At 66.5% G+C, this 22,150-nt stretch carries 20 protein-coding genes; 16 read left to right on the top strand and 4 right to left on the bottom strand.

Features of this window, described 5'->3' with window-relative positions; translation table 11 throughout:
- The first annotated feature begins 83 nt into the window (after nt 1-83).
- A complete protein-coding gene (locus MOQ72_RS19145; RefSeq protein ID WP_242185199.1) occupies nt 84-1,115 on the top strand; it encodes an Lrp/AsnC family transcriptional regulator in 1,032 nt (343 codons plus the stop codon).
- 94 nt (nt 1,116-1,209) lie between these two features.
- Here the strand turns inward: MOQ72_RS19145 and MOQ72_RS19140 are convergent, their stop codons facing one another.
- Entirely contained in the window at nt 1,210-2,169 is a 960-nt protein-coding gene (locus tag MOQ72_RS19140) for a zinc-binding dehydrogenase (RefSeq protein WP_242185197.1), read from the bottom strand.
- Nucleotides 2,170-2,246: 77 nt separating this feature from the next.
- On the opposite strand from MOQ72_RS19140, the gene MOQ72_RS19135 reads away from it, so the two are divergent.
- A complete protein-coding gene (locus tag MOQ72_RS19135) occupies nt 2,247-2,882 on the top strand; it encodes a TetR/AcrR family transcriptional regulator (protein ID WP_242185196.1) in 636 nt (211 codons plus the stop codon).
- Here MOQ72_RS19135 and MOQ72_RS19130 read toward each other — a convergent pair.
- The gene (locus MOQ72_RS19130; protein ID WP_242185194.1) at nt 2,879-4,414 is read right to left on the bottom strand and encodes an AbgT family transporter; all 1,536 of its coding nucleotides are present in this window, start codon (nt 4,412-4,414) and stop codon (nt 2,879-2,881) included. The genes MOQ72_RS19135 and MOQ72_RS19130 overlap by 4 nt on opposite strands.
- A 474-nt stretch (nt 4,415-4,888) precedes the next feature.
- On the bottom strand, nt 4,889-5,761 hold the full coding sequence (locus MOQ72_RS19125) for an LLM class flavin-dependent oxidoreductase (RefSeq protein WP_242185192.1): 873 nt from the start codon (nt 5,759-5,761) through the stop codon (nt 4,889-4,891).
- Between the two features lie 957 nt (nt 5,762-6,718).
- Between MOQ72_RS19125 and MOQ72_RS19120 the strand changes: the two genes are divergently transcribed.
- The 14 genes from MOQ72_RS19120 (at nt 6,719) to MOQ72_RS19055 (ending at nt 21,523) form a co-directional block, all read left to right on the top strand.
- Nucleotides 6,719-7,066, top strand: coding sequence for a hypothetical protein (locus MOQ72_RS19120; protein WP_242185190.1), 348 nt, complete (start codon nt 6,719-6,721; stop codon nt 7,064-7,066).
- A 35-nt stretch (nt 7,067-7,101) separates the two neighbouring features.
- Nucleotides 7,102-8,439 (top strand): Rieske 2Fe-2S domain-containing protein, encoded by a 1,338-nt coding sequence (locus MOQ72_RS19115; protein WP_242185188.1) that lies wholly within the window; start codon nt 7,102-7,104, stop codon nt 8,437-8,439.
- A gap of 189 nt (nt 8,440-8,628) precedes the next feature.
- A complete protein-coding gene (locus tag MOQ72_RS19110; protein WP_242185187.1) occupies nt 8,629-10,254 on the top strand; it encodes an ABC transporter substrate-binding protein in 1,626 nt (541 codons plus the stop codon).
- 77 nt (nt 10,255-10,331) lie between these two features.
- A complete protein-coding gene (locus MOQ72_RS19105; RefSeq protein ID WP_242185186.1) occupies nt 10,332-11,945 on the top strand; it encodes an ABC transporter substrate-binding protein in 1,614 nt (537 codons plus the stop codon).
- A gap of 58 nt (nt 11,946-12,003) precedes the next feature.
- Nucleotides 12,004-12,348, top strand: coding sequence for a ferredoxin (fdxA, locus tag MOQ72_RS19100; RefSeq protein ID WP_242185185.1), 345 nt, complete (start codon nt 12,004-12,006; stop codon nt 12,346-12,348).
- An 8-nt stretch (nt 12,349-12,356) separates the two neighbouring features.
- On the top strand, nt 12,357-13,394 hold the full coding sequence (locus MOQ72_RS19095; RefSeq protein WP_242185184.1) for an ABC transporter permease: 1,038 nt from the start codon (nt 12,357-12,359) through the stop codon (nt 13,392-13,394).
- Nucleotides 13,387-14,277 (top strand): ABC transporter permease, encoded by an 891-nt coding sequence (locus MOQ72_RS19090; RefSeq protein ID WP_242185183.1) that lies wholly within the window; start codon nt 13,387-13,389, stop codon nt 14,275-14,277. The genes MOQ72_RS19095 and MOQ72_RS19090 overlap by 8 nt, the downstream gene beginning before the upstream one ends.
- Nucleotides 14,277-15,401 (top strand): ABC transporter ATP-binding protein, encoded by a 1,125-nt coding sequence (locus MOQ72_RS19085; RefSeq protein WP_242185182.1) that lies wholly within the window; start codon nt 14,277-14,279, stop codon nt 15,399-15,401. Before MOQ72_RS19090 ends, MOQ72_RS19085 begins: the two co-directional genes overlap by 1 nt.
- A gap of 136 nt (nt 15,402-15,537) precedes the next feature.
- Nucleotides 15,538-16,551 carry an ABC transporter ATP-binding protein gene (locus tag MOQ72_RS19080; protein WP_242185181.1) on the top strand — a complete coding sequence of 338 codons (1,014 nt, stop codon included), beginning with the start codon at nt 15,538-15,540 and terminating at the stop codon, nt 16,549-16,551.
- A 53-nt stretch (nt 16,552-16,604) separates the two neighbouring features.
- The gene (locus tag MOQ72_RS19075; protein WP_242185180.1) at nt 16,605-17,921 is read left to right on the top strand and encodes an MFS transporter; all 1,317 of its coding nucleotides are present in this window, start codon (nt 16,605-16,607) and stop codon (nt 17,919-17,921) included.
- A gap of 185 nt (nt 17,922-18,106) precedes the next feature.
- Entirely contained in the window at nt 18,107-18,997 is an 891-nt protein-coding gene (locus tag MOQ72_RS19070; protein WP_242185178.1) for a branched-chain amino acid ABC transporter permease, read from the top strand.
- Complete coding sequence (locus tag MOQ72_RS19065; RefSeq protein ID WP_242185177.1) at nt 18,994-20,016, top strand: branched-chain amino acid ABC transporter permease; 1,023 nt, start codon at nt 18,994-18,996, stop codon at nt 20,014-20,016. Before MOQ72_RS19070 ends, MOQ72_RS19065 begins: the two co-directional genes overlap by 4 nt.
- Entirely contained in the window at nt 20,013-20,765 is a 753-nt protein-coding gene (locus MOQ72_RS19060) for an ABC transporter ATP-binding protein (RefSeq protein ID WP_242185176.1), read from the top strand. Before MOQ72_RS19065 ends, MOQ72_RS19060 begins: the two co-directional genes overlap by 4 nt.
- On the top strand, nt 20,762-21,523 hold the full coding sequence (locus tag MOQ72_RS19055) for an ABC transporter ATP-binding protein (RefSeq protein ID WP_242185175.1): 762 nt from the start codon (nt 20,762-20,764) through the stop codon (nt 21,521-21,523). Before MOQ72_RS19060 ends, MOQ72_RS19055 begins: the two co-directional genes overlap by 4 nt.
- Here the strand turns inward: MOQ72_RS19055 and MOQ72_RS19050 are convergent.
- A complete protein-coding gene (locus MOQ72_RS19050; RefSeq protein ID WP_242185174.1) occupies nt 21,508-22,086 on the bottom strand; it encodes a carboxymuconolactone decarboxylase family protein in 579 nt (192 codons plus the stop codon). The two genes, MOQ72_RS19055 and MOQ72_RS19050, sit on opposite strands and share 16 nt — an antisense overlap.
- Nucleotides 22,087-22,150: the final 64 nt, after the last annotated feature.

Below are 22,150 nucleotides of genomic sequence, written 5' to 3'. Positions count from 1 at the left end.
AGCAACCGAATCCGCCCCCGCACCGCTGGGATCCGACACCGCACATCCCGGCGTGCAGGAAACCGAACATCCTCGGGAGTGCCATGAACGCCTCCGCCGCCCTGCGGGAGGGCGACCTGGAACTGATCGACGCACTTCAGGTCAACCCGCGCGCGTCGTGGGCCGACGTTGGAGAGGTGCTCGACCTGGATCCCGTGACGGTCGCCCGCCGCTGGAAGCGCCTGTCGGACGCCCGGCTGGCGTGGTCAACGGTCGCGCTCGGGCAGCGGCAGCTGCACACCATGAGCGTGGCGTTCCTCGAACTGACCTGTGAAACCGGCGCAGCCATCGAGGTGGCGAGCGAACTGGCCAGGCAGCCGCACATGTTCACCGTGCAGCACGTCGCGGGCTCCTACGACCTGTGGACCATCGCGGTCGCGCCGAACCTCAACAGCCTCTCGGAGTACGTGCTCCACCAGTTACCGCGACAGCCGGGCATCACCCGAGTCCGAACCCACATCGCGACCCGTGCCTTCGACCTGAGCATGCGGTGGCGGCTGCGGGTGCTCAACTTCGAACAGGTCGAGCGCCTGCGCCAGTGCCCGGCGAGTCCCGCGACCGCGCGTCCGATGGACGAATACGACCGCCGCCTGTTCACCGCGCTGAGCCTGGACGGCCGACGTAGTTTCACCGATCTGGAAGCGGAACTCGGGATGACCGCCCGCACGGTCCAGCGCCGGATCAACCGGCTCACCGCGGTCGGCGACATCGCCTTCCGCTGCGACCTGGCGCGGCAACTGGCTGGCTGGCACGCCTCGGCAGTGCTGTGGCTGGAGATGCCCGACGACTACCTGGAATCCACCGGTGAACAGTTGCTGCGGTGGCCGGAGACCCGGACCTGCGCGGCGATCGCCGGGCCCCACAACCTGCTGCTCACGGTCGGGTTGCACCAGGTGGCCGACCTGCACGGCCTGGTAACCCGACTGCGGACGCAGTTCCCGCACGCCACGATCGTCGACCGGCAGATCGTGCTGCGCCAGGTGAAGCTGTACGGACGGGTGCTGGATGCCACCGGCCGCTGGGTCTCCGCGACACCGCTGGGCCCATGGGCACTGGAAAGCACGGGCAGCCAGTGAAAACGCGGACCCGGGCGAACGAATCCCGCTCGGCCGACGCGTACGTCGGCTCGACTCGACGATCTGGGGCTCTTGGCTGTGCGAGCTGCGCGGGCTACGGTGTCAGCACGATCCTGCCGAACACCTCGCCAGCGGCCATCTTCTGGTGCGCCAGCACGGCCTGCTCCAACGGCAGCAGCTCGTGCACCACCGTGTGCAGCTCGCCGCGACCTGCGGCAGCGAACTGCTCGGTCCGCACGGGACGTCGATCGGGTTCGGCCACGGTGGCGGCGCTGAAGGTAGCGAACGACATCGACTTCTGGAACGCCGCCATCATCGTCGTGCCGAAGTCCGCTGGCGGTTGCCCGCCGACGGCGCCGACGGCCACCATGCGACCGTTCGGGTTGAGCTTGGCGAAGAAAGAAGGCATGTCCACACCGGCGACGATGTCGATGATGACGTCGTAGCCCGCGGGAGCGCCCTCGCCTCCCTCTCCGGAGCGGTCCAGCACGTGGGTCGCGCCGAGCTCGCGCAGGCGATCGCCGCGCTCGGCTGACGACGTCGTGACCGCCACCGCGCTGGCGCCACCACGAGCCGCGAGCTGGACCGTCATGATCCCGATGCTGCCAGCCGCGCCGCGCACCAGCACTGACTCGCCGGGAGCGAAGTGGGCGTGGGAAAGCCCGAAGTGGGCCACCACTCCGGAACTCCCGAGCGTCACCGCGTCAACAGCGGATAGGTTCGCGGGGAGGGGGAGGATCTCCTCGACCGGGGCGATCGCTTGCTCGACGTAGCCGCCCGCGCTGGTGAAAGCCCACACGCGTTGACCGATCCATGACGTGGCGACGTTGTCGCCGACTGCGGTCACGGTACCCGCTACCTCACTGCCGGGGATGTGGCCTTCCTTGAAACCGTAGGCAGCGAGAGCACCGCTTCGGATCACGGCGTCGACGCCGCCGACACCGATGGCCTCCGTGGCGATCAGCACCTGTCCGTAGGCGGGAGCAGGAGCAGGGAGGTCGATGACCGCCAGACCTTCGGGACGTCCGAACGCTTGGATCGCGACTGCCTTCAACGTCGTCTCCTCGTTTTGGGCTCCTACGCCTTCGGACGCTAACGGACGCCACCGTCCGGTTAGCTAAAGTGAGAGCGGTGACAGACCGTTTGCCTCACACCCTGCGCTCCGACGCCCTGGACAACCGCGAGCGCATCCTCGACGCGGCCCGCGCGGTGTTCGCAGCCGAAGGTCTGAACGTGCCGATGCGGGAGATCGCCCGGCGCGCCGGGGTTGGCCCCGCCACCCTGTACCGCCGTTTCCCAACCAAGCAAATGCTGGTCACCGAAGCCTTCACGGACCAGATGCGCGCGTGCCAGACCATCGTCGACGAGGGGCTCGCCGACGCGGATCCGTGGCACGGCTTCTGCCTCGTGATCGAGAAAATTTGTGAGTTGCACGCACGCGACCGAGGCTTCACCACAGCCTTCATGTCGACCTTCCCCGACGCGATGGATTTCGCCGCGAACCGCGAATACGCGCTCAACTCGATCGCTGTGCTGGCCCGCCGCGCCAAGGGCACTGGCCACCTGCGCCCTGACTTCGTCCTGGACGACCTGATCCTCATGTTCATGGCCAACAGCGGCATCCAGGCAACCTCACCGGCCGCCCAGGTCGCGGCATCCCGGCGCTTCGCCGCGCTCGCGATCCAGGCATTCCAAGCCTCCCCAAAGCACTCACCGCTACCGCCAGCGGCACGGTTGGCACCCGCAGCACCACGCAAGACCACCTAGGGCAGGTGGATCGAGGCGCCCGGACCGACGGGGAGACCGGTGAAGTAGAAGACCGCGAGGATGGCCGTCCACACCAGTCCGAACGCGGGCACGAACGGCAGCAGCCGGGACACCAGCGTGCCCAGTTTCAGGTCCGGCTCGTACTTCTTGGCCTCGCCCAGGATGAAGTACAGGAAGATGTGCATCGGTGAGACGGCCTGGGTGATGGAATCACCGATGCGGTGGGTGGCCTGGATGATCGCAGGTGACAGACCGAGCAGCATCAGGGCGGGCACCATCACCGTGGATTCCAGCGACCACAGGCCGGAACCCGAGGTGATCACGAGGTTGAGCACGGTGGACAGCAGCACGAGGAACAGCAGCGCACCGAAGCCGACCAGGCCGATGGACTGGGCCGTCTCCGCCAACTCCACCGCCAGGAACGTGGCCAGGCCGCTCCACGACAGCACGCTCAGCGTTTGCGCCACGATGAAGATGAGCACGATGAACCCGCTCATCTCCTTGATCGCCGCGGTCATGAGCTTGAGAACGTCGCGCTCGTCCTTGTCGAGCTTCCTCGCGCGTCCGTAGGTGTAGCCGAACAGGAAGAAGGACAGCGCGATGATCAGCACGAGGTTGTTCAGCAGCGGTGAGGGGATCAACGTGCCACCGGAACCGCGCAGCGGGCTTCCGGGCAGCAGCCAGGCCACCGCGACCAGCGCGAGGAAGCCGATGACGACCAGCGCACTGATCAGCAGTGCCCGCCGTTCAACGGGGCTCACCTGAACTGCGTCGCCGTGGTTCTCCGGCCCGTCCGCCGGGTGCCACGTCGGCAACCCCGGTTCCAACACCCGCGAGATCAGCAATCCGCCTACCAACGGGAGGAAGACCCCGGCTGCGGCACCGAAGTAGTAGTTCATCGCGATGTTCGTTTCGTAGCCGCTGATCCCCGGCAGGAGGGCGGCGGCTTTTTCGGTGATTCCGGCGAGGCTCGCGTCCAGGGTGCCCATCAGCAGACCACCCCCGTATCCGGTGGCAACGCAGGCGTAGGCGCCGATCAGCCCGGCGAGCGGGTGTCGGCCGACGGAGCGGAAGACCAACGCCGCCAACGGCGGGATGACCAGGAAGGACGCGTCCGACATGACGTGCCCCTGGCAGGCCACGAACGCGACGACGTAGGGGACCAGACCTCGGGGCACTCGCGAGAACACCAGGCGGACGGCCACTTCCAGCGCACCGGTGCCCTGAGCCACCCCGACACCGAGCACCACGGTGAGCACCGGACCGAGCGCGGGGAAGCTGACGAAGTCGTCGACCGCGTTGTCGAGCAGGTGCACCAGGCCTTCGCCGGAGAGGATGTTCTTGACCGAGGTGGGTTCCTCGGCACCGGGCAGTTGCACGGTCGCGCCCAGCGCGGCGGCCACGGCCGAGGCGACCGCGATCACCCCGAACAGCGCGACGAACAGGATGAACGGGTTGGGCAGCCGGTTGCCCAACCGCTCGACGATCCCCAACACCTGGTCGAGACGCGTGCGTCTCTCGGTTCTCAACATGCCGGTTCCTTCGCGCGGTTACGAATTCTGCGGGTGGCTCGGAAAGTTGGGAAACAGTGTGGGATCGGCTCGGGTGAACCTGGTTCTTTCGCTGGAATCCGACCATCCGCCCGGAAACGAGCAGGAAAACGGTCATGGGGTGGACGGATCGAGCCGCCAGGAGCCAAATCGCCCGTCGAACCACGACCGCGCCAACGACGATCGAAGCGCCGCACACGGGCACGTTCGACAAACGAAACGTAGCTTTTACCTGAAACAACTGTTCTTCAGCACAGACGTCATGGAGAACATGGGAAGCAGTTCGAAGCAGCACCTGATCGGCAGGGTGGCGGTCGGCATCGCGGTCAGCGGTGTACGCGTCCGTCGACGACGACTCCAAGATCATCGTGAAGTAGGACGTCCAATCCGAAATGATCACACTCAGCGTCGGCTACGACTGCGCGCCGGAGTGAGGCTTGGCGCGAACAGTCGGTCTCATCCGGTGATGGCTTGCCGGACCTCCGGGACCACTTGTTCGGCGAAGATCCGCAGTTGGCGCGCGTGGTCGTCGTTCGGCCAGTAGACGAAGGCGTTCATGCCGAACCGTTGGACGACGTCCACGAGTTGGTCGGTCCATTGGCGGATCGAGCCTTGGAAGGGCTCCGGGCTTTCCGAACCGATGATGCCGTTGAGGTTGTAGACCTTGCGCAGCGCGTGCGGGTCGCGGCCCGCCTGCTCGGCTGCCGCGTGCAGTCTTGCGACCGCTTCGCCCAGCCGATCCAGACCGAGGAAACCGAGCGAGGGCATCCAGCCGTCAGCTTTGGTGCCGGTCAGCCGGATCGTGCGCGGGCCGTAGGCGCCGAGCCAGATACCGAGCGCAGGGCTCGGTGCCGGTCCTGGGTGAACTCCGGAAAGTCGGTAGTGGCTGCCGTCGAACCGCACGGACCGTTGACCGCTCCACATCAGGCGAATGACTTCGATGGCTTCGTCCAGCGCGTCGACGGCCTCCTTCTTGTCGCGGCGGGGGCCACCCATCGCGGCGATCGCGTCCCAGAACGCTCCCGCGCCCAGGCCGAGCTGGACCCGGCCGCCGGAGAGGATGTCCAGGCTCGCCGCGGACTTCGCCAGCACTGCCGGTGGCCGCAGGGGCAGGTTGGCCACGGTCGGGACGATCGTGACGCGCTGGGTCGTCGCGGCGAGGTAGCTGATCAACGTCCAGGTGTCGTAGAAAGCGCGCTGGTAGGGGTGATCCTGCACAGTCACGAGGTCGAGTCCGCTCTCGTCGGCGCTGCGTGCGAGGTGCCGCGGTTGGTGCGGGTCTTGCCAGGTCGGGTCGATGTTCGCGCCGAAGAGGACTGGCAGGGTCATGCATGGCCTCCTGCGTTGGTGGTGAGCTGCCTCGAATTGTGTCGATGAAGCGCTCAACCCGCACGCCCGGTGTCCACCGACCTACCGTGCCTTTTCGCTGGACGTCGGCACGTGCAGCCGAGTGGCCTCGTCCGGCTGAACCGCGACGAGTTCTTCCGAATCCGGTGGGGACGGCAGTCTGGCCATCGTTTCACTGTCATGGGGCGGCGACGAAACGTCTCCGGATCTCGCCGATAGCCACCACGAAGGGCAACATCCAGTCCTCGGGCCGCAGGAACACCTCGGGATCGCCGCCGATTTAAACAGAGCTGGAAATGAAACACTCGACGTCGCCGCGCACTGGTGCCGTCGACGTGTCCTGGTTCCTAGTACTTGCTGGGAGTGGGTAGCGCCGATCATCGGCTCCTTGACTTGGCATCGCGCTGCCTCTGCCGCGGCGAACTGAATGGATGGTGTTCATGCCCCAGGACATCGCGTTCCACATGCCTTTCTCCGTCCGAATCAGTCCCGATATCGACGCTGCGCGTGACCGCGGCCTGCGGTGGGCGCGGCAGCGTCGCGCTCACGCGCGAATTCGCATCATCCATGCTTTGCGGGCCTCCAGTAACCCGACCCCCGGCGAAGAGGGCGCGTTCGGCAAAGCCGGACGCGCTTTTTCGCGTCGTCTCCCGGTGGCGGGTCCGTGTGCGGGGACCGGTGCTGGAGCAATCGGGTGGTTCTTCCGGACTCGTCGTGGAAGCGGAACATCGCAGCAGAATTCCGCTCCGTGACTTAGCGGGATCGCTGGACCGCGTCGGCGGCGGAATCTCGTTCCGTGGGCCAGAACGTCCGAAGTGGACGGTTTCACGCCGTCTTCGGTCGTGGCCGTTATTCCTCCTTGACGCCCTTGTCGATACGTGATTACGCTCGTTCATCAAGTGATTTCTCTCTTCATAATATGAAGAAAAGAGAGTCGCCGTGAGCGAGAATGTCCAGCCGGTCCTCCGCTCGGAACACAACACGGACGAGCTTGTCGCATTCCGCGACGAGCAGCCACGTGGAATGGTGTCCTGCCAGGTCATCGCGGGTGCGCGCGATCTGGCCGGGGACGATCGGCAGGGCGGGCTGCGGGTGCGGAATGCCGCGCTCGGCCCACTGGTGCTGTCGCCGATGCAGGGCTGTTCCCCCAACTACCGCGCACCCGGCCCAGTGCGCTGCGAGTACGGCCGCGATGCCGCAGCCGATTGCCACCTGGCGCTGCCCGCGCGCCAGGTCGGTGACTTCGAACGCCAGCGCCGGGAACCACTCGCGGCCACCCACCACTGACGTCCGTCCACCACGATGCCGGAAAGAGGATGACAATGCTGTCAGCACAGGACAACGAGCTCCTGACCCGAGTCGGCCCCGGTACCCCGATGGGCGATCTGCTGCGCCGCTACTGGACTCCGGCGCTGCTCGTCAGCGAGGTGCCGACACCGGACGGCGACCCGGTCCGGGTGCGGTTGCTCGGGGAGAACTTGGTGGCCTTCCGGGACACCGACGGCACCGTCGGGCTGGTGGGGGAGAACTGCCCGCACCGCGGTGCCTCCCTCTACTTCGGACGCAACGAGGAATGCGGGCTGCGCTGTCCGTACCACGGCTGGAAGTTCGATGCGAGCGGCGCATGCGTCGACATGCCGAGCGAGCCTCCGACGAGCGTGTTCAAGGACAAGGTCCGGCTGAAGTCCTACCCGACGCACGAGTCGGGCGGCATCGTGTGGACTTACATGGGACCGCCGGAGAAGATGACGCCGTTCCGCGACTTCGGCACCGAGACCCTCGCCCCGGAACACGTCTCGGCCACCAAGCTGCACACCACGTGCAACTGGGTGCAGGCCATGGAGGGCAACCTCGACACCTCGCACATCTCCTGGCTGCACCAGTTCAACGGCGTCAAGGACATCCAGGACGACGGCAGCGACAAGCCCGGCTATCCGTCCAACCCGATGTCCTGGAAGTTCTGGGCCTACGACCGGGCGCCGCGGCTCGAAGTCGAGGACACCTGGTACGGGTTCAAGTACGTCGGGATCCGGACCACCCCCAACGGTTTCACCCACGTGCGGATGAGCGCGTTCTGCTACCCGTACCACACGGTGATCGCGACCGTGCCGTTCGGCTGCAGGCAGGGCCTGTTCGTGCCGATCGACGACGAGAACTGCTGGCGGTACAGCTTCACCACCCGGAACGTCGAGAACCCGAACAACATCGGCGGCGCCAACCTGTTCTCGGTGGCCCCGTTCAAGTTCGGCCGCGCCGAGGTGAACGGCAACGGCATCATCCCGCGGGAGTACACCGCTGAGAACGATTACGGCATCGACCGCGAAGAGCAGCGCCACCGGACCTTCTCGGGTGTCGCCGAGTTCGTCAGCCAGGACCTGATGGTCACCGAGTCGATGGGCCCGATCTACGACCGCGAGCAGGAGCGGTTGGGCACCAGTGACAAGGCGCTCATCCGGATGCGCCGACTGCTGATCGCGGCGGCGAAGAAGGTCGCCGATGGCGGCGAACCGCCAGCTGTCGCGGGCGACCTCGACTACCGCAGCATCCGATCCGCCGAGAAGATCCTCGAAGAGGGCGAGGACTGGCGCATACTGGGCACCAACGACGACCCGATGGTGCAAGAGATGGACGTCGACGGAATCCCCGCGACCCGATCCTGACCCGATAGCCCGTCCCGCACGGGCACGCTGGCGACGCACGCGCGGCAGTTCCCAGCCGAGTGCGTGCGCTCGCCCAACACCGACGCCTCCCGCGGTTGATCCGGCGTCCGAGGCCCCGGCATCGCTCCGCGTTCCAGCCACCCGTGCCGGAACGCGGAGCCCGTCGAAACTCAACGAGGAGTTTGCACGATGTGGATGCGATCACGCCTGTCGGGGGCCGTCACAGCCGTGGTGGTCGTGCTCAGCACCGCGCTGGTGATGACCGGTTGTGGTGCGGTGGGCCAGAACAGCGAGCCCAAGGAGCGGACTGTTCAGTCCACCAACCCCTACGGCGGCAACTTCGCGGCGGAAGGGACGCCGAAGCGCGGCGGAACGCTGTTGTTGGGCGAGGATCGGGAAATCGTGAGCTTCGACCCGACGGTCCAGAACACCAACATGGCGGCCAGCGCCGTCTACGACTCGCTGATGAGGCTGGGCCCCGGCGGAAAGGTCGAGCCGTACCTGGCCCAGTCGATGGACAGTCCGGACAGCGGGTTGACCTGGCGGTTGGTGTTGCGGCCAGGGGTGAAGTTCTCCGATGGCACTGATCTGGATGCCAATGCGGTGATCGTCAACGTGCAGCGGCACATCGACAAGGTGTCGTCGCCAGCCCATGCCCTGACCGAGCGGATCAAGTCGATGCGTGCGGTGGATCCGCTGACCGTCGAGTTCGATCTGGCGCAACCGACGGGTGATTTCCCCACGGGATTCGCCCAGCCGTTCTTCGGCGGGACGTTGGGGATGATCGTTTCGCCTGCGGCGTTGCAGAAGTACGGCAAGGACATCGGGAGCAATCCGGTGGGTGCTGGTCCGTTCAAGTTCGTCAGCTGGGTGCGGGACTCGAAGCTGGTTCTGGCGCGCAATCCGGGTTATTGGCAGGCTGGTAAGCCGTATTTGGACGGGTTGGAGTTCCGGCCGTTGCCGGACACGGAATCCCGGTACGCCTCGATCCAGAACGGCGACGTGGACCTGATTTTCGGCGGCTACATCACGGAGCTGTCGCGGGCCGCGGAGGACCCGAGGCTCACCGTCTACTACGGCTCGGGCAACGGCGCGGAATGGTTGTACTTCAACTTCACGCGGGCGCCGTTCAACGACCGCCGGATGCGCGAGGCCATCATCAGGGGCCTGGACATCAGGGCGTTGAGCGCCAGCCAGTACCGCAACCAGTTGGAGCCAGCGGCCAGCCTCTTCGGCGACGACAGCCAGTACCACGCGAAGGCGGCCTCGGACGCGTGGCCGACCTACGACCCGGAGAAGGCCAAACAACTGGTCAAGGACTACGTCGCGACGGGCGGAGATCCGAACTTCACGTTCAAGACGACGAACGCGCCGAACCGGGTCGCGTTCGGCGAGTTCGTCCAGGCGCAGATGGCCGCGATAGGCATCAAGGTCGACCTGCAGTACTACGACCTCGCGCAGTTCTCCTCGTCGGTGGTCCAGAGCAGCGACTTCCAGTTGACCAGTTGGGTCGGCGGGCCGTTCGACTCGGCTTACCCAGCGGCGCAACGCCTGCTCGGCAGCAGGGGCAGCGGCAACTACGGCAAGTACTCCAACCCGAAGATGGACGATCTGCTCAACCAGGCGATCTCGACCAGCGACCCGGCCCAGCGCAACCAGATCTACCAGCAGGTGGAACTGCTCGCGAACCAGGACCTGGCCCTGGGTTGGTACAGCCGTGGGTACCTGTCGACTATCACGAAGCCCGAGGTCAAGGGCATCGACCGGTACGTGTCCCGCGACATGTTCTACGCGACGACCTGGCTCGATCGGTGACGTTCACCGGCGGCCGGACGCCGCCGACAGCGCGGTCGGCGTGGACCGCGGTCCCCAAGAGGATGAGGTGTTCGACGATGGGTTTGCGACGTTTTCCATTGCGAGCGGCCGGTGCACTGGCGGCCGTGCTCAGCCTCGCCCTGGTGGCTTCGTGCGGCGCGATCGGAAAGGGGCCGGGCAACGACGCCGCCCCGCTGGCGGCGATCAATCCCTTCGGCAGCGACCATGCCGCGGAAGGCACGCCGAAATCCGGCGGCACGCTGCTGCTGGGCATGGACCGGGAGATCGTCAGCTTCGACCCGACCGTGCAGAACTCGAACATGGCCGCCCTGGCCGTCTACGACTCGCTGATGAAGCTGACGCCCAACGGGTCCGCCGAACCGTACCTGGCCCAGTCGATGGACAGTCCGGACGGCGGGTCGACGTGGCGGTTGGTGTTGCGGCCCGGGGTGAAGTTCTCGGATGGCACTGATCTGGATGCCGATGCGGTGATGGTGAACGTGCAGCGGCACATCGACAAGGTGTCGTCGCCAGCCCACGCCTACGCGGCGCAGATCGCGTCCATGCGCGCGGTCGGCCCCACGACCGTTGAGTTCGCGCTCAAGTCCCCGTCGGGAGCGTTTCCAATGGTGTTCGCCCAGCCGATCACCTACGGGTCGTTGGGGATGATCGTTTCGCCTGCGGCGTTGCAGAAGTACGGCAAGGACATCGGGAGCAATCCGGTGGGTGCTGGTCCGTTCAAGTTCGTCAGCTGGGTGCGGGACTCGAAGCTGGTTCTGGCGCGCAATCCGGGTTATTGGCAGGCTGGTAAGCCGTATTTGGACGGGTTGGAGTTCCGGCCGTTGCCGGACACGGAATCCCGGTACGCCTCGATCCAGAACGGCGACGTGGACGTGATCTTCGGCGGCTACAACGACGAATTGGTCCGCGGTATCCAGGATCCGAAGCTGAAGGTCTACTACGGGCCGGGCAACGCGGGCGAGTACCTGTACTTCAACTTCAACCGGGCGCCGTTCAACGACCGCCGGATGCGCGAGGCCATCATTCGCGCGCTGGACCTCAACGCATTGGGTGCGAGTCAGTACAACGGCCGACTGGTCCACGCGGACAGCCTCTTCGACGCCGACAGCCCGTACCACACGCAGGCGGCGTCCGACGCGTGGCCGAAGTTCGACCCGGAAAGGGCGAGACAGCTCATCCAGGAATACCAGGCGAGCGGGGGCAACCCGAACTTCACCTTCAAGACGACGACGGCCCGACGGCCGTTCGCCGAGTACATCCAGGCGCAGCTGGCCGCGGTCGGCCTCAACGTGAAGGTCGAGTTCTACGACCTGGCGCAATTCTCGTCGTCGGTCGTGCAGAGCAACGACTTCGAACTCACGACCTGGGTGGGGGCGTTCGACTCGCCCTATCCCGGTGCGATGCGGCTGCTGCGCACCGGCGCCAACACGAACTACGGCAAGTACTCGAATCCCCAGGTGGACGCCCTGCTGGACCAGGCCGCGAGCACCACCGACGAGTCCGTGCGGAAGCAGGCGTACCAACAGGTCGAGCTGATCGCGGGGGCAGACCTCGCGGTCGCGTTCTTCAGCCGCAGCTACCTGTCCACCATCACCAAGGCCGACGTCAAGGGCATCGACCGCTACGGGTCCCGCGACATGTTCTACGCGACGACGTGGCTCGACCGATGACCACCGCCCGGCCCGACGGCCGTCGAATCGCACTTCGCCACGGGAGGAATGTGCCGGTATGACCTACCTGATCGCCGAACCCTGTGTGGACCTCAAGGACCGCACCTGCGTCGACGTCTGCCCCGTCGACTGCATCTACGAGGGTGCCCGCAAGCTCTACATCAACCCGGCCGAGTGCATCGAGTGCGGCGCGTGCGAACCCGAGTGCCCGGTCGAAGCGATCGTGATCGAGCAGCAAGCCACCGACGAGGAGGCCGTCCACCTCGCCGACAACGCCGCGTTCTTCTACGACGTGCTACCCGGACGGGAGCAGCCGATCGGTGACCCCGGCGGAGCTAACGTGCTGGGCCCGGTCGACGCCGACACGCCGCTGGTCGCCGACCTTCCGCCGCGGTCGAGTTGAGGTCCACCGTGACCGACACGAGTCCGAAGGCAGCCGAGGACACCACTCGGTCCGCACCCGGCCCGGATGAGGCACCGGCCCGGCGCCGCAGCGTGGTCGCGCGCCGGGTCCGAAACCGGTTGGTGCACCTGCTGATCGTGCTGCTCGCGGTGACGTTCCTGTCCTTCGTCGCCGTCGATCTGCTACCGGGCGACGCCGCCGTCGTCGTGGCCGGGGACAACGCGACGCCTGCCCAGGTGCAGCAGGTGCGAGCCGAGCTGCAGCTCGACCGGCCGCTGCCGGTGCGCTACCTCGACTGGCTCGGCGGGGTGGTGCAGGGTGACCTCGGGCGGTCGTTCCGCACCGGCCAGCCGGTGGCCGAGGCGCTCGCGCAACGCATCCCGGTTTCCTTCGAGATCGCGATCACCGCGCAGATCCTGGCCCTGCTGATCGCGGTGCCGCTGGCGGTGTACTCGGCCTACCGTCCGGGGCGGCTGGTCGACCGGACATCGATGACGCTGGGATTCGGCGCCGCCGCGATTCCCCAGTTCGTCTTCGGCATGGTGCTGATCGTGCTGTTCGCGGGCGGGATGACCAGCATCCTGCCCGCCACCGGCTACACCGCGTTCTTCGACGACCCACTGGGCAACCTGCGGTCGATCATCCTGCCGTGCCTGACCCTGATGATCGCCGAGGCCGCTGTCTACCGACAACTGCTGCGCTCGGACATGATCTCGACGTTGCAGGAGAACTTCATCCTGATGGCCCGGTCCAAGGGGCTGAGCCCGCGGACGATCCTGCTCCGCCACGCGCTGCGGCCGTCCTCCTTCTCCCTGATCACCTTGTCCGGAGTGAACATCGGGCGGTTGCTCGGTGGCACGGTGATCGTGGAGACCCTGTTCGCGATCCCCGGTCTCGGGCAGCTGATCGTGCAGTCCGTGTTCAACCGGGACTACATGATCCTGCAGGGTGCGCTGCTGTTCGTGGCGGTCGCCTACGTCGTCATCAACATGATCATCGACCTGGTCTACCTGGTCCTGGACCCCAGGGTGCGTAGAGATGCGTGATACCTCGACCACCGCCGCCCCGTCGGCGGGAGACGTTTCGGTTCCGCAGACGGCCACGCGCCGCAACGGTGCTCGTGCCCCGCTGGGCTGGTGGCTGAGCTGGACCTGGCTCGGCGCGGTCGTCCTCGCGGCGGTCCTGGCCCCGCTGCTGCCGCTGTGGGACCCGGCGGTGCCCGACTACGAGAACGTCTTCGGCGGGATCACTCCGCAGCACTGGCTGGGCGGGGACACCCTGGGCCGGGACACCTTCTCCCGAGTCATCCACGGTGCCAGGGCGTCGCTGCTGGTCGGCATCTGCGCGGTGGGTCTCGGCGCGGTCGTCGGCGGGATACTCGGCATGATCGCGGGTTACTTCGGCGGTCGGACGGAACGAGTGCTAGCCCTCGTCACCGACATCGTGCTGGCGTTTCCGGGCCTGGTGCTGATGATCGCGATCGTGGCCATCCTCGGGCCCAACCTGACCAACCTGATCCTCGGCTTGGCGGTGCTGTCCGTGCCGACGTTCATCCGGTTGACCAGAGCGGCGACGCTCGTGGCGACCCAGCGCGAGTTCGTGCTGGCCGCGCGGGCGTACGGGAGTCGGCCACTGCGGATCATCGCGCGGGAGATCGCCCCCAACGTCGTCCTCCCGGTCGCCGCGGTCGCCTTCATCATGGTCGGCACGTTCATCGTCGTGGAGGGGTCGCTGAGCTTCCTCGGTCTGGGCATCCCGCCGCCCACGCCCAGTTGGGGAGGCATGATCGCGGCGGGTCGCACGGAGCTGATCGACTACCCGCACATCTCGCTGTTCCCCGCCGCGGTCATGTTCCTGACCGTGCTGTCCATCAACTACATCGGCGAGCGCACCCGGAAGTTGTTCGAATTCAGGGAGAGCAACCTTTGATGCAGCCATCGACGCAGCCGACGAGCACGGCAGGACGGCAGGACGACGACGCGGAGCTGTCCCAGGACCTCCTGACGGCCGAGGACGTCCAGGTGCGGTTCCACACCAAGGCAGGCGTGGTGCACGCGGTTGACGGGGTCTCGCTGACCGTCCGGGTCGGCGAGGTGCTGGCCGTCGTGGGCGAGAGCGGGTCGGGCAAGACCGTGCTGACCCGGCGGCTGATGGGCCTGATCTCCGGTGATCGCGGCACCGAGGTGTCCGGCGCGGTGACCTACGACGGCACGCAGTTGACCGATTTGGACAGACCCGGTCTCAGCCGGATCTGGGGCGCGGAGATCGCGCTCATCCTGCAGGATCCGATGACGTCGTTGAACCCGGTGAAGCGGATCGGTGCGCAGATCACCGAGTCGATCCTGCTGCACCAGAGCGTGACCAAGCGAGCTGCCAAGGCGCGTGCGGTGGATTTGCTCCGCTCGGTTGGGCTTTCCGAGCCGGAGCGCCGGGTTCGCCAGTACCCGCACGAACTCTCCGGTGGCATGCGCCAGCGCGTCACGATCGCGATCGCGCTGGCCAACAGCCCTCGACTGCTCCTCGCCGATGAGCCCACCACGGCGCTCGACGTCACGGTCCAGGCGCAGATCCTCGACTTGCTGGACGACCTGCGGTCCCGTCTTGGCATGGCCATGCTGCTGGTCACCCACGACCTGCGGGTGGTGCGCAGCCGCACGGACCGGATCGCGGTGATGTACGCGGGCAAGATCGTGGAGACCGCGCCGACGGCAGAACTCTTCGCCGCGCCGCGCATGCCTTACACGGAGGCGCTGATGAAGGCGGTGCCGCCGATCACGGGTCCGAACCATGCCCGGCTGCACGTCATTCCCGGACAACCACCGGACCTGCTCGACCCGCCCGCGGGATGCAAGTTCAGCACCCGTTGTCCCTACGCGCAGCAGCGGTGCCTCGCGGAGGACCCGCCACTGCGCGCCGTCGGGTCGGGAGACCACGCGTTCCGATGTTGGTATCCGCTGGGCAGTCCGGAATGGGAGGACGCACGGCGCCGGAACGTCGAGCGCGGCAAGACCGCGGCGGGCATGCCGGTCGACGAGAAGGTAGCGCTGACTTGAGTAGTTCTGTGTCGACCTCAGTCCTCCTCAACCGCACCCCAGGGGACCGTGACGCAAACCAGCCACAAGAAACCACGAAACGCGAGATTGAGCTGGACGCAACCACCACTGTGAATCGCGGAGAGGCGGAACTGTCATGAGCGAAACGCAGGACCTGGACTTCGTGCTCCGCCTGGAAAATCTCGTCGTCGAGTTCCCGGCGGGCGACGGGCGCACGGTGCACGCCGTGTCCGGGATAAGTCTCGAGGTGCGCCGTGGCGAGACCCTCGGGCTGGTCGGTGAGTCCGGCTGCGGCAAGTCCACCACGGGTCGGGCGATCATGCAGCTGCTCCGGCCGACCAGCGGATCGGTGCACTTCGACGGTCGTGACCTGACGACGCTGTCCGCCGCGGAGATGCGCCAGGTGCGGTCGAAGATGCAAATGATCTTCCAGGATCCCATTTCGTCGCTGAACCCGCGGCGCAAGATTCCGGACATCGTCGGTGATCCGCTGGTGGTGTGGGGCCGCAAGGCGCAACAGTCCACAGTGGTGCCCGAGGTGCTCAAAGCGGTCGGGCTGGACCCGAAGCAGGTGGCCGACCGCAGACCGCACCAGTTCTCCGGTGGTCAGTGCCAACGCGTGTCCATCGCCCGCGCTTTGGTGCTCGAACCCGAGGTGCTCATCTGCGACGAACCGGTGTCGGCGCTGGACGTGTCGGTCCAGGCGCAGATCCTCAACCTGCTGGAGGACATGAAGCGGCGCTACGGCCTCACGCTCGTGTTCATCGCGCACGACCTCGGCGTGGTGCGCAACATCAGCGACCGCGTCGCGGTGATGTACCTGGGCCGGATCTGCGAACTGGGCGACACCGAGGCGGTCTTCGACGAGCCGGTGCACCCCTACACCCGGCTGCTGGTCTCCTCCATCCCGTCCGTGGAAACGACGAGCGACGGCGAAGTCGGCGCAGGCGAGATGCCGTCTCCGATGTCACCGCCCAGCGGCTGCCGATTCCGAACGCGCTGTCCGCTGGCCACCGAGCGGTGTGCGACCGAGGTGCCGGAGATGCGCGAAGTCGCACCGGGTCGCCTCGCCGCATGCCACCACCCGATCCTCGACGCTGATGTCGCGGAGCGGGTGCAAGCGGCGCCGACACCCTCGGTGGGAGGCTGAATGCTGGTCCACAACGGCGTTGTACGCCGCACAGCCAGGACCACATCAGCGACGTGCCTCATCCGATTGCCCGATCCCAGCGCGATGACGCGCGGCTCCCGGTGATGGGGGCTGGGGCGGTCCAGGAGCGACGGTGCGGACGTCGGCGCAGCGGTTGGTGGATCGTTGCGGGCGGTGCGATCCTGCTGACCCTGCAGAACGGCTTGATCATCAGTGCGTTCGGCGCGTACTTCGTCGCGATCACCGAGGACACCGGCTGGGATCCGCGGGTGATCGCCATCGGGTTCGCGATCGTCCAGCTGGGCAACGGAGCCCTCTCCCCGGTGACCGGTTGGTGCTGCGACCGCCTCGGGACCCGCGCCGTGGTGCAGATCGGCACCACGGTGACGGCGGCGGGATGCGCGCTGGCCAGTCGGGCGGACGGGGGCGGGCTGTTCGTCGGGGCGGTATGCGTGATCGCGCTGGGTTGTTCGGCGGCGGGCATGACGCCGCTGACCGTCGCGGTGGTTCAAGCCCTCGCCGAACGCCGGACTCTGGCACTGGGCCTGCTGCCCAGCGGCGTGGCGTTGGGCGGGCTGCTGGTTCCCGCGGTCGTCTGGTCTCTCACGCTCATGGGCTGGCGCGCGACTTTCCTGACCGTTGCGGTAGCGATCGCAGTGATCGGCCTGGTCGCGGGCGCGGTGCTGCCTACCAACCGCACCAGCGATGTCTCGCCGCCCGGTGAGGAGGTGCCGTCGACTCCGGTGCCGGGGCACGATCTGCGCAGCGCGGTGCGGACGTCGGCGTTCTGGTTGTTGGTCGCGGGCCACGGCTCCGCGCTGATGGCGGTCGGCGCCGTGAACCTGCACCTGATCCCGCTGATGACCAGGGACCGGGGCTTCTCACTGGCCGTCGCCAGCGTCGCCGTGGCGGCGATGTCCGTGGCCCAACTGGTCGGACAGATCATCACCGGAATGATCGGGGACCATTTCGACAAACGGCGCTTCGCCATCTCGTGCATGGTGGTGCAAACCGCCGTGCTCGTCGGCTTGGCCGCGCTGCCGGGCGTGGCCGTCGTGGCGGCAGCGGTGGTCCACGGTCTGGCTTGGGGGCTGCGAGGTCCCATCATGAACTCGCTGCGCGCCGATTACTTCGGGCTCGCCTCGTTCGGCACCATCATCGGCTGGTCGATGGGCTTCGTCTCGTTGGGCATGATGTCCGGCCCGCTGCTGGCGACCGCGATCGCTGGCGGCGTCGGCGGGTACCCGGCCGCATTCGGCGCGCTGGCCACGATCACGGCGCTCGGCACGGTTGCTTTCCTGCTGTTGAGACCGCCCCGGCTGGCGAAGCCGGTGACCGCGGGCGTCCGAGATCGGGTCGGACGCGGATGAGGCACGATCCACAATGGATGGAGAAGCGCGGATGACCCGTCCTTGACTTGTGATCTGGGTTACGCTAACTTTTTCACGTCGCGCACAAGTTATTCATGATGTGAAATTCGAAGTCGCGGCTTTCCAAGTCGGTTCGATCGCGTGATGGGCAACGCTCGGCGGCGAACTGGAGCGTGATTTCTACCGTGACCACTCTCCTGCAAACGCTCGTAAGCGGCATCCTGGTCGGCGGCCTGTACGGGCTTTTCAGCAGCGGCCTGACGCTGATCTTCGGCATCACCCGCGTCATCAACTTCGCGCACGGCGATTTCGTGACCCTGGGCATGTACGGCGCCGTGCTGCTGTTCAGCGGCTTCGGGCTCAGCCCGCTGGTCGGGATCGTGCCCGTTGCGGTCTTCTCGCTCCTGCTGAGCGTGCTCGTTTACCAGCTGATCGTGCGAAGAACGTTGGCCATCAAGGGGATCAGCGCGGTGGACGCGCAGCACGGCCAACTCGTCCTCACGCTGGGTCTGTCGATCCTGCTCGCCAACGGGTTGTTGATGATCTTCGGCCCGGCTCCGCGAGCCGTGCAGGGGGTCCTGCCCGCGGTCTACAACGTGTTCGGCGTGTTCATCGCCGAGGCCCGGCTGGTCTCGTTCGGGATCGCAGTGGTGATCTTCCTGGTGCTGTACTCCGTGCTGACCAGGACCTTGTACGGGAAGGCGATCCGGGCCACAGTGGACGATCGGGACATGGCGGCGATGGTGGGGATCGACACGCATCGCGTCTACGCGGTGACCTTCAGCGTCGGGAGCATGCTCACCGGTGTCGCCGGATGCGTGCTCGCGACGTACTACCCGGTGACGCCGTCGACCGGCGGCAGCTTCCTGGTCATCGCGTTCGTCACGGTCATCATGGGCGGGCTCGGCAACATCGTCGGCGCTTTCGTCGCCGGTCTGCTGGTTGGGGTGATCCAGCAGATGACCGCCATCTACGTCGCCGTCGACCTGCAGGATGTCGGCCTGTTCCTGGCCTTCGTGCTGGTCCTGGCCCTTCGTCCACAGGGGATTCTCACCGGTCGGAGGGCGCGGGTATGAATGCCACCGGCCGACGCGGACTCATCGTCCTGCTGCTGATCGCGAGCTTGCCGTTCTGGTTCATCCAGACCAACTACATCCTCAGCGTGGCGACGCTGACGTTGATCTTCATGACGGCTTCGCTGGGCTGGAACGTCATCAGCGGGTTCGGCGGGCAGATCTCGTTCGGGCACAGCATTTTCTTCGGGATCGGCGCATACACCACGGCCATCCTGCAGACCCGGTACCACGGCAACGCCTACCTGGGCGTGCTGCTGGGTGTGGTCCTCGCGGTCGTCGTCGCGGTGCTGTTGGAGTGGGTCACCATGCGGCTGCGGGGCATCTACTTCTCCTTGGCCACTTTCGCCCTCACACTCGTGTTCGGGATCCTGGCAAGCCATTTCGCGGACTTCACCGGCGGTGACGTCGGAATCACCCTGCCGCTGCTGGGGAACAATCCCGGTGCGTTGTCATTCACCAACAAGCTCGTTTACTACTACGTGGCTCTCGCGCTGGCAAGCGCGGCTTTCGTCGCCTCGTGGATGGTGCTGCGGTCCCGCCTCGGGTTGCAACTGCGCGCGATCCAAGCCGATCAGGACGCCGCCCGAGCCTGCGGCGTCCGGGCGCTGCGGGTGAAGACGACAGCCATCGCATACTCCGCCGCGCTGGCTTCCCTGGCGGGGTCGCTGTACCTCCAGTACGTCCAGTTCATCGATCCCAACAGCGCTTTCGGTCCCACCATCGCGACCCAGATCGCGCTGATCGCGTTCGTCGGGGGCGCGGGCCAGCTGTGGGGGCCGGTCATCGGCGCCGCCCTCCTGGTCCCGTTGCAGCAGTTGCTGAACTCCCAGCTCTCGGCCTACCCGGCCGGGTTCAACCTGGTCGTCTACGCGATGGTCGTCCTCGTCGTCCTCTGGATCGAACCGCGGGGACTGATGTCTATTCGCTGGGCGAGGCTGTGGCGCGCTCGGCACCGCAAGCGGGACACGCCGCAGTCCCATGTCGAGCAGCGTGCCGCGTCGTCGAGGAGCCGAGCATGACAACGGGCGCCGCATTGCTCCAGGTTCGGGATCTGACCGTGCGTTTCGGCGGGTTGACGGCTGTGCACGAGGTGAGTTTCGACGTCGGTGCGGGGGAACTGCTGGGCATCATCGGGCCGAACGGGGCGGGGAAGACGACGATCTTCAACGCGATCGCCGGAGCGTGTCGGCCGAGTTCCGGCACCATCCGGATCGACGGTGCCACGGTCGCGGGTCGTCCACCGGAGAAAGTGGCGCGGCTGGGCATCGCCCGGACCTTCCAGTCGGTGCGGCTGTTCCGCGCCATGACGGTCGCGGAGAACGTCACGCTGTCCGCCGTCTTGGTGTGCCGTTCGATGGGCGCCGCGCGGGCGCAGGCCAGCGAGGTCATGGCATTGCTCGACTTGGAATCCTCGCGGGACAAGGAGGTCGACGCGCTGCCGCTGGCTGACCAGAAGCGCGTGGAGATCGCCCGTGCGTTGGCGCTCAAACCGAAGGTCCTGCTGTTGGACGAGATGATGAGCGGCCTCAACCCCGAGGAGACGCGCGACATCATCGGCCTGATCCGGCAACTCAACGACAGGGGGCTGGCCGTCATCGTCATCGAACACGTCATCCAGGTGATCAACGAGTTGAGCCATCGGGTGCTCGTCCTCGATCACGGGGTGCTCATCGCCCGGGGAAGGCCGCAGGAGGTCATGAGCGATCCACGAGTCGTCGAGGCGTACCTGGGACGGAGCGGTTCACGCACCTCGGGGGAGTCCGCGTGAAGTCGCCGTGGCGGATCCGCGCGGACTCCCGCCGAGCACCGGAGCCCGCATCATTGCGCGTTCAAGGTCTGTGCGTCGACTACGGCAGCATTCGTGCACTCGCCGACGTGTCCTTCGAGCTCCATCCCGGAGAGTTCATGGGGGTGCTCGGCGCCAACGGAGCGGGGAAATCGACGTTGCTCAAGGCGATCTCGGGGCTGGTCCCGCCGACGGCGGGCACCATCAAGCTGGGCGAGTTGTCCTTGCCCGACCTCGCACCGCACGATGTCGCCGCCGCGGGGATCGCGCACGTTCCGGAACGTCGGCGCGTCTTCCCCTCACTGTCCGTTGTGGACAATCTGACGCTTGGCGGGTACACCACGTTGCCCGATGTCGCCCGCAGGGAATTGCTCGACGACGTGTTCAGCCTGTTCCCGAAGCTGGCGCAGCGGCGCACCCAGCTCGCGGGGTCGCTCAGCGGTGGCGAGCAGCAGATGCTCGCCGTGGGCCGCGCCCTCATGTTGCGGCCCCGGCTGCTCATGTTGGACGAGCCGTCGCTGGGCCTCGCACCCGTGGTCGTGGAGGAGATGTTCGATCGCCTCGACCAGATCCACCGCCAGCTGGACGCGTCCATCCTGTTGATCGAGCAGAACGCGACCAGGGCGTTGGAAGTGATCGAGCGAGCCGTTGTTCTCACCACGGGCCAGGTCAGCGCGACCGGAACGCGCGAGGAGGTGATGGGCAGCGAGTATCTCCGGCAGGCTTACTTCGGCCGTTGATTCCCGGCATTGCGGTCGTCCGGAAGCGGAAAGCGATCGAGGTAGTGCTGGTATTCCGGTTCCACGTCGATCTGGAGCCCTTCGAGGATCCGGACCACGGCGTTGTAGAAGGAAATAACCATGACGAGATCGACGAGTCCCTGGTTGTCGAGATGCCGGGTCAGCGTTTCCCACGTTTCCTCGTCGACCCGTGTGCCGCCGCTGAGCTGGCGGGCGGCCGACAGCACCGCGGATTCCACTTCACCCAGCCCGTGTTCGTCACCGGCGGTGGCCGCGATGAGTCCGTCGATATCGTCGTCCGTCACGCCGAATTGATGTCCGATATGAACGTGGTGGCTGAATTCGTAGCGGCTTGATGTCAGATAGCCGACCTGCAGAATGGCCAGTTCCCGCAACCGGGGATCCAGCTCGCAGTGCCAGCGGATCCACTCGCCGAGCACCGAATGGCTGCGCAGCGCACCGGGGCTGTTCGCGAGCGCGCGGAAGAGGTTGATCGGCCGTTTCAGCAGCGGTCGATCAGCTGCCGAAAGGTCGGATTCGGAAAGGTACGGAACCAGTGCCATGGATTGGCGCTCCCTCGCTGGCAGGGCCTGGACGGTTCTTGACGTGCTGCGGGTCCATGATTAC

This window comes from Saccharopolyspora soli (assembly GCF_022678645.1).
GTDB lineage: Bacteria > Actinomycetota > Actinomycetes > Mycobacteriales > Pseudonocardiaceae > Saccharopolyspora > Saccharopolyspora soli.
This window is presented reverse-complemented; position numbering and strand designations above follow the sequence as displayed.

Bases quoted from the DNA above. Each gene is read 5' to 3' on its own strand.
- MOQ72_RS19145 (WP_242185199.1), top strand. From the start codon at position 84: ATGAACGCCTCCGCCGCCCTGCGGGAGGGCGACCTGGAACTGATCGAC.
- MOQ72_RS19130 (WP_242185194.1), bottom strand. From the start codon at position 4,414: ATGTTGAGAACCGAGAGACGCACGCGTCTCGACCAGGTGTTGGGGATC.
- MOQ72_RS19125 (WP_242185192.1), bottom strand. From the start codon at position 5,761: ATGACCCTGCCAGTCCTCTTCGGCGCGAACATCGACCCGACCTGGCAA.
- MOQ72_RS19115 (WP_242185188.1), top strand. From the start codon at position 7,102: ATGCTGTCAGCACAGGACAACGAGCTCCTGACCCGAGTCGGCCCCGGT.
- MOQ72_RS19110 (WP_242185187.1), top strand. From the start codon at position 8,629: ATGTGGATGCGATCACGCCTGTCGGGGGCCGTCACAGCCGTGGTGGTC.
- MOQ72_RS19105 (WP_242185186.1), top strand. From the start codon at position 10,332: ATGGGTTTGCGACGTTTTCCATTGCGAGCGGCCGGTGCACTGGCGGCC.
- fdxA (WP_242185185.1), top strand. From the start codon at position 12,004: ATGACCTACCTGATCGCCGAACCCTGTGTGGACCTCAAGGACCGCACC.
- MOQ72_RS19090 (WP_242185183.1), top strand. From the start codon at position 13,387: ATGCGTGATACCTCGACCACCGCCGCCCCGTCGGCGGGAGACGTTTCG.
- MOQ72_RS19085 (WP_242185182.1), top strand. From the start codon at position 14,277: ATGCAGCCATCGACGCAGCCGACGAGCACGGCAGGACGGCAGGACGAC.
- MOQ72_RS19080 (WP_242185181.1), top strand. From the start codon at position 15,538: ATGAGCGAAACGCAGGACCTGGACTTCGTGCTCCGCCTGGAAAATCTC.
- MOQ72_RS19065 (WP_242185177.1), top strand. From the start codon at position 18,994: ATGAATGCCACCGGCCGACGCGGACTCATCGTCCTGCTGCTGATCGCG.
- MOQ72_RS19060 (WP_242185176.1), top strand. From the start codon at position 20,013: ATGACAACGGGCGCCGCATTGCTCCAGGTTCGGGATCTGACCGTGCGT.
- MOQ72_RS19050 (WP_242185174.1), bottom strand. From the start codon at position 22,086: ATGGCACTGGTTCCGTACCTTTCCGAATCCGACCTTTCGGCAGCTGAT.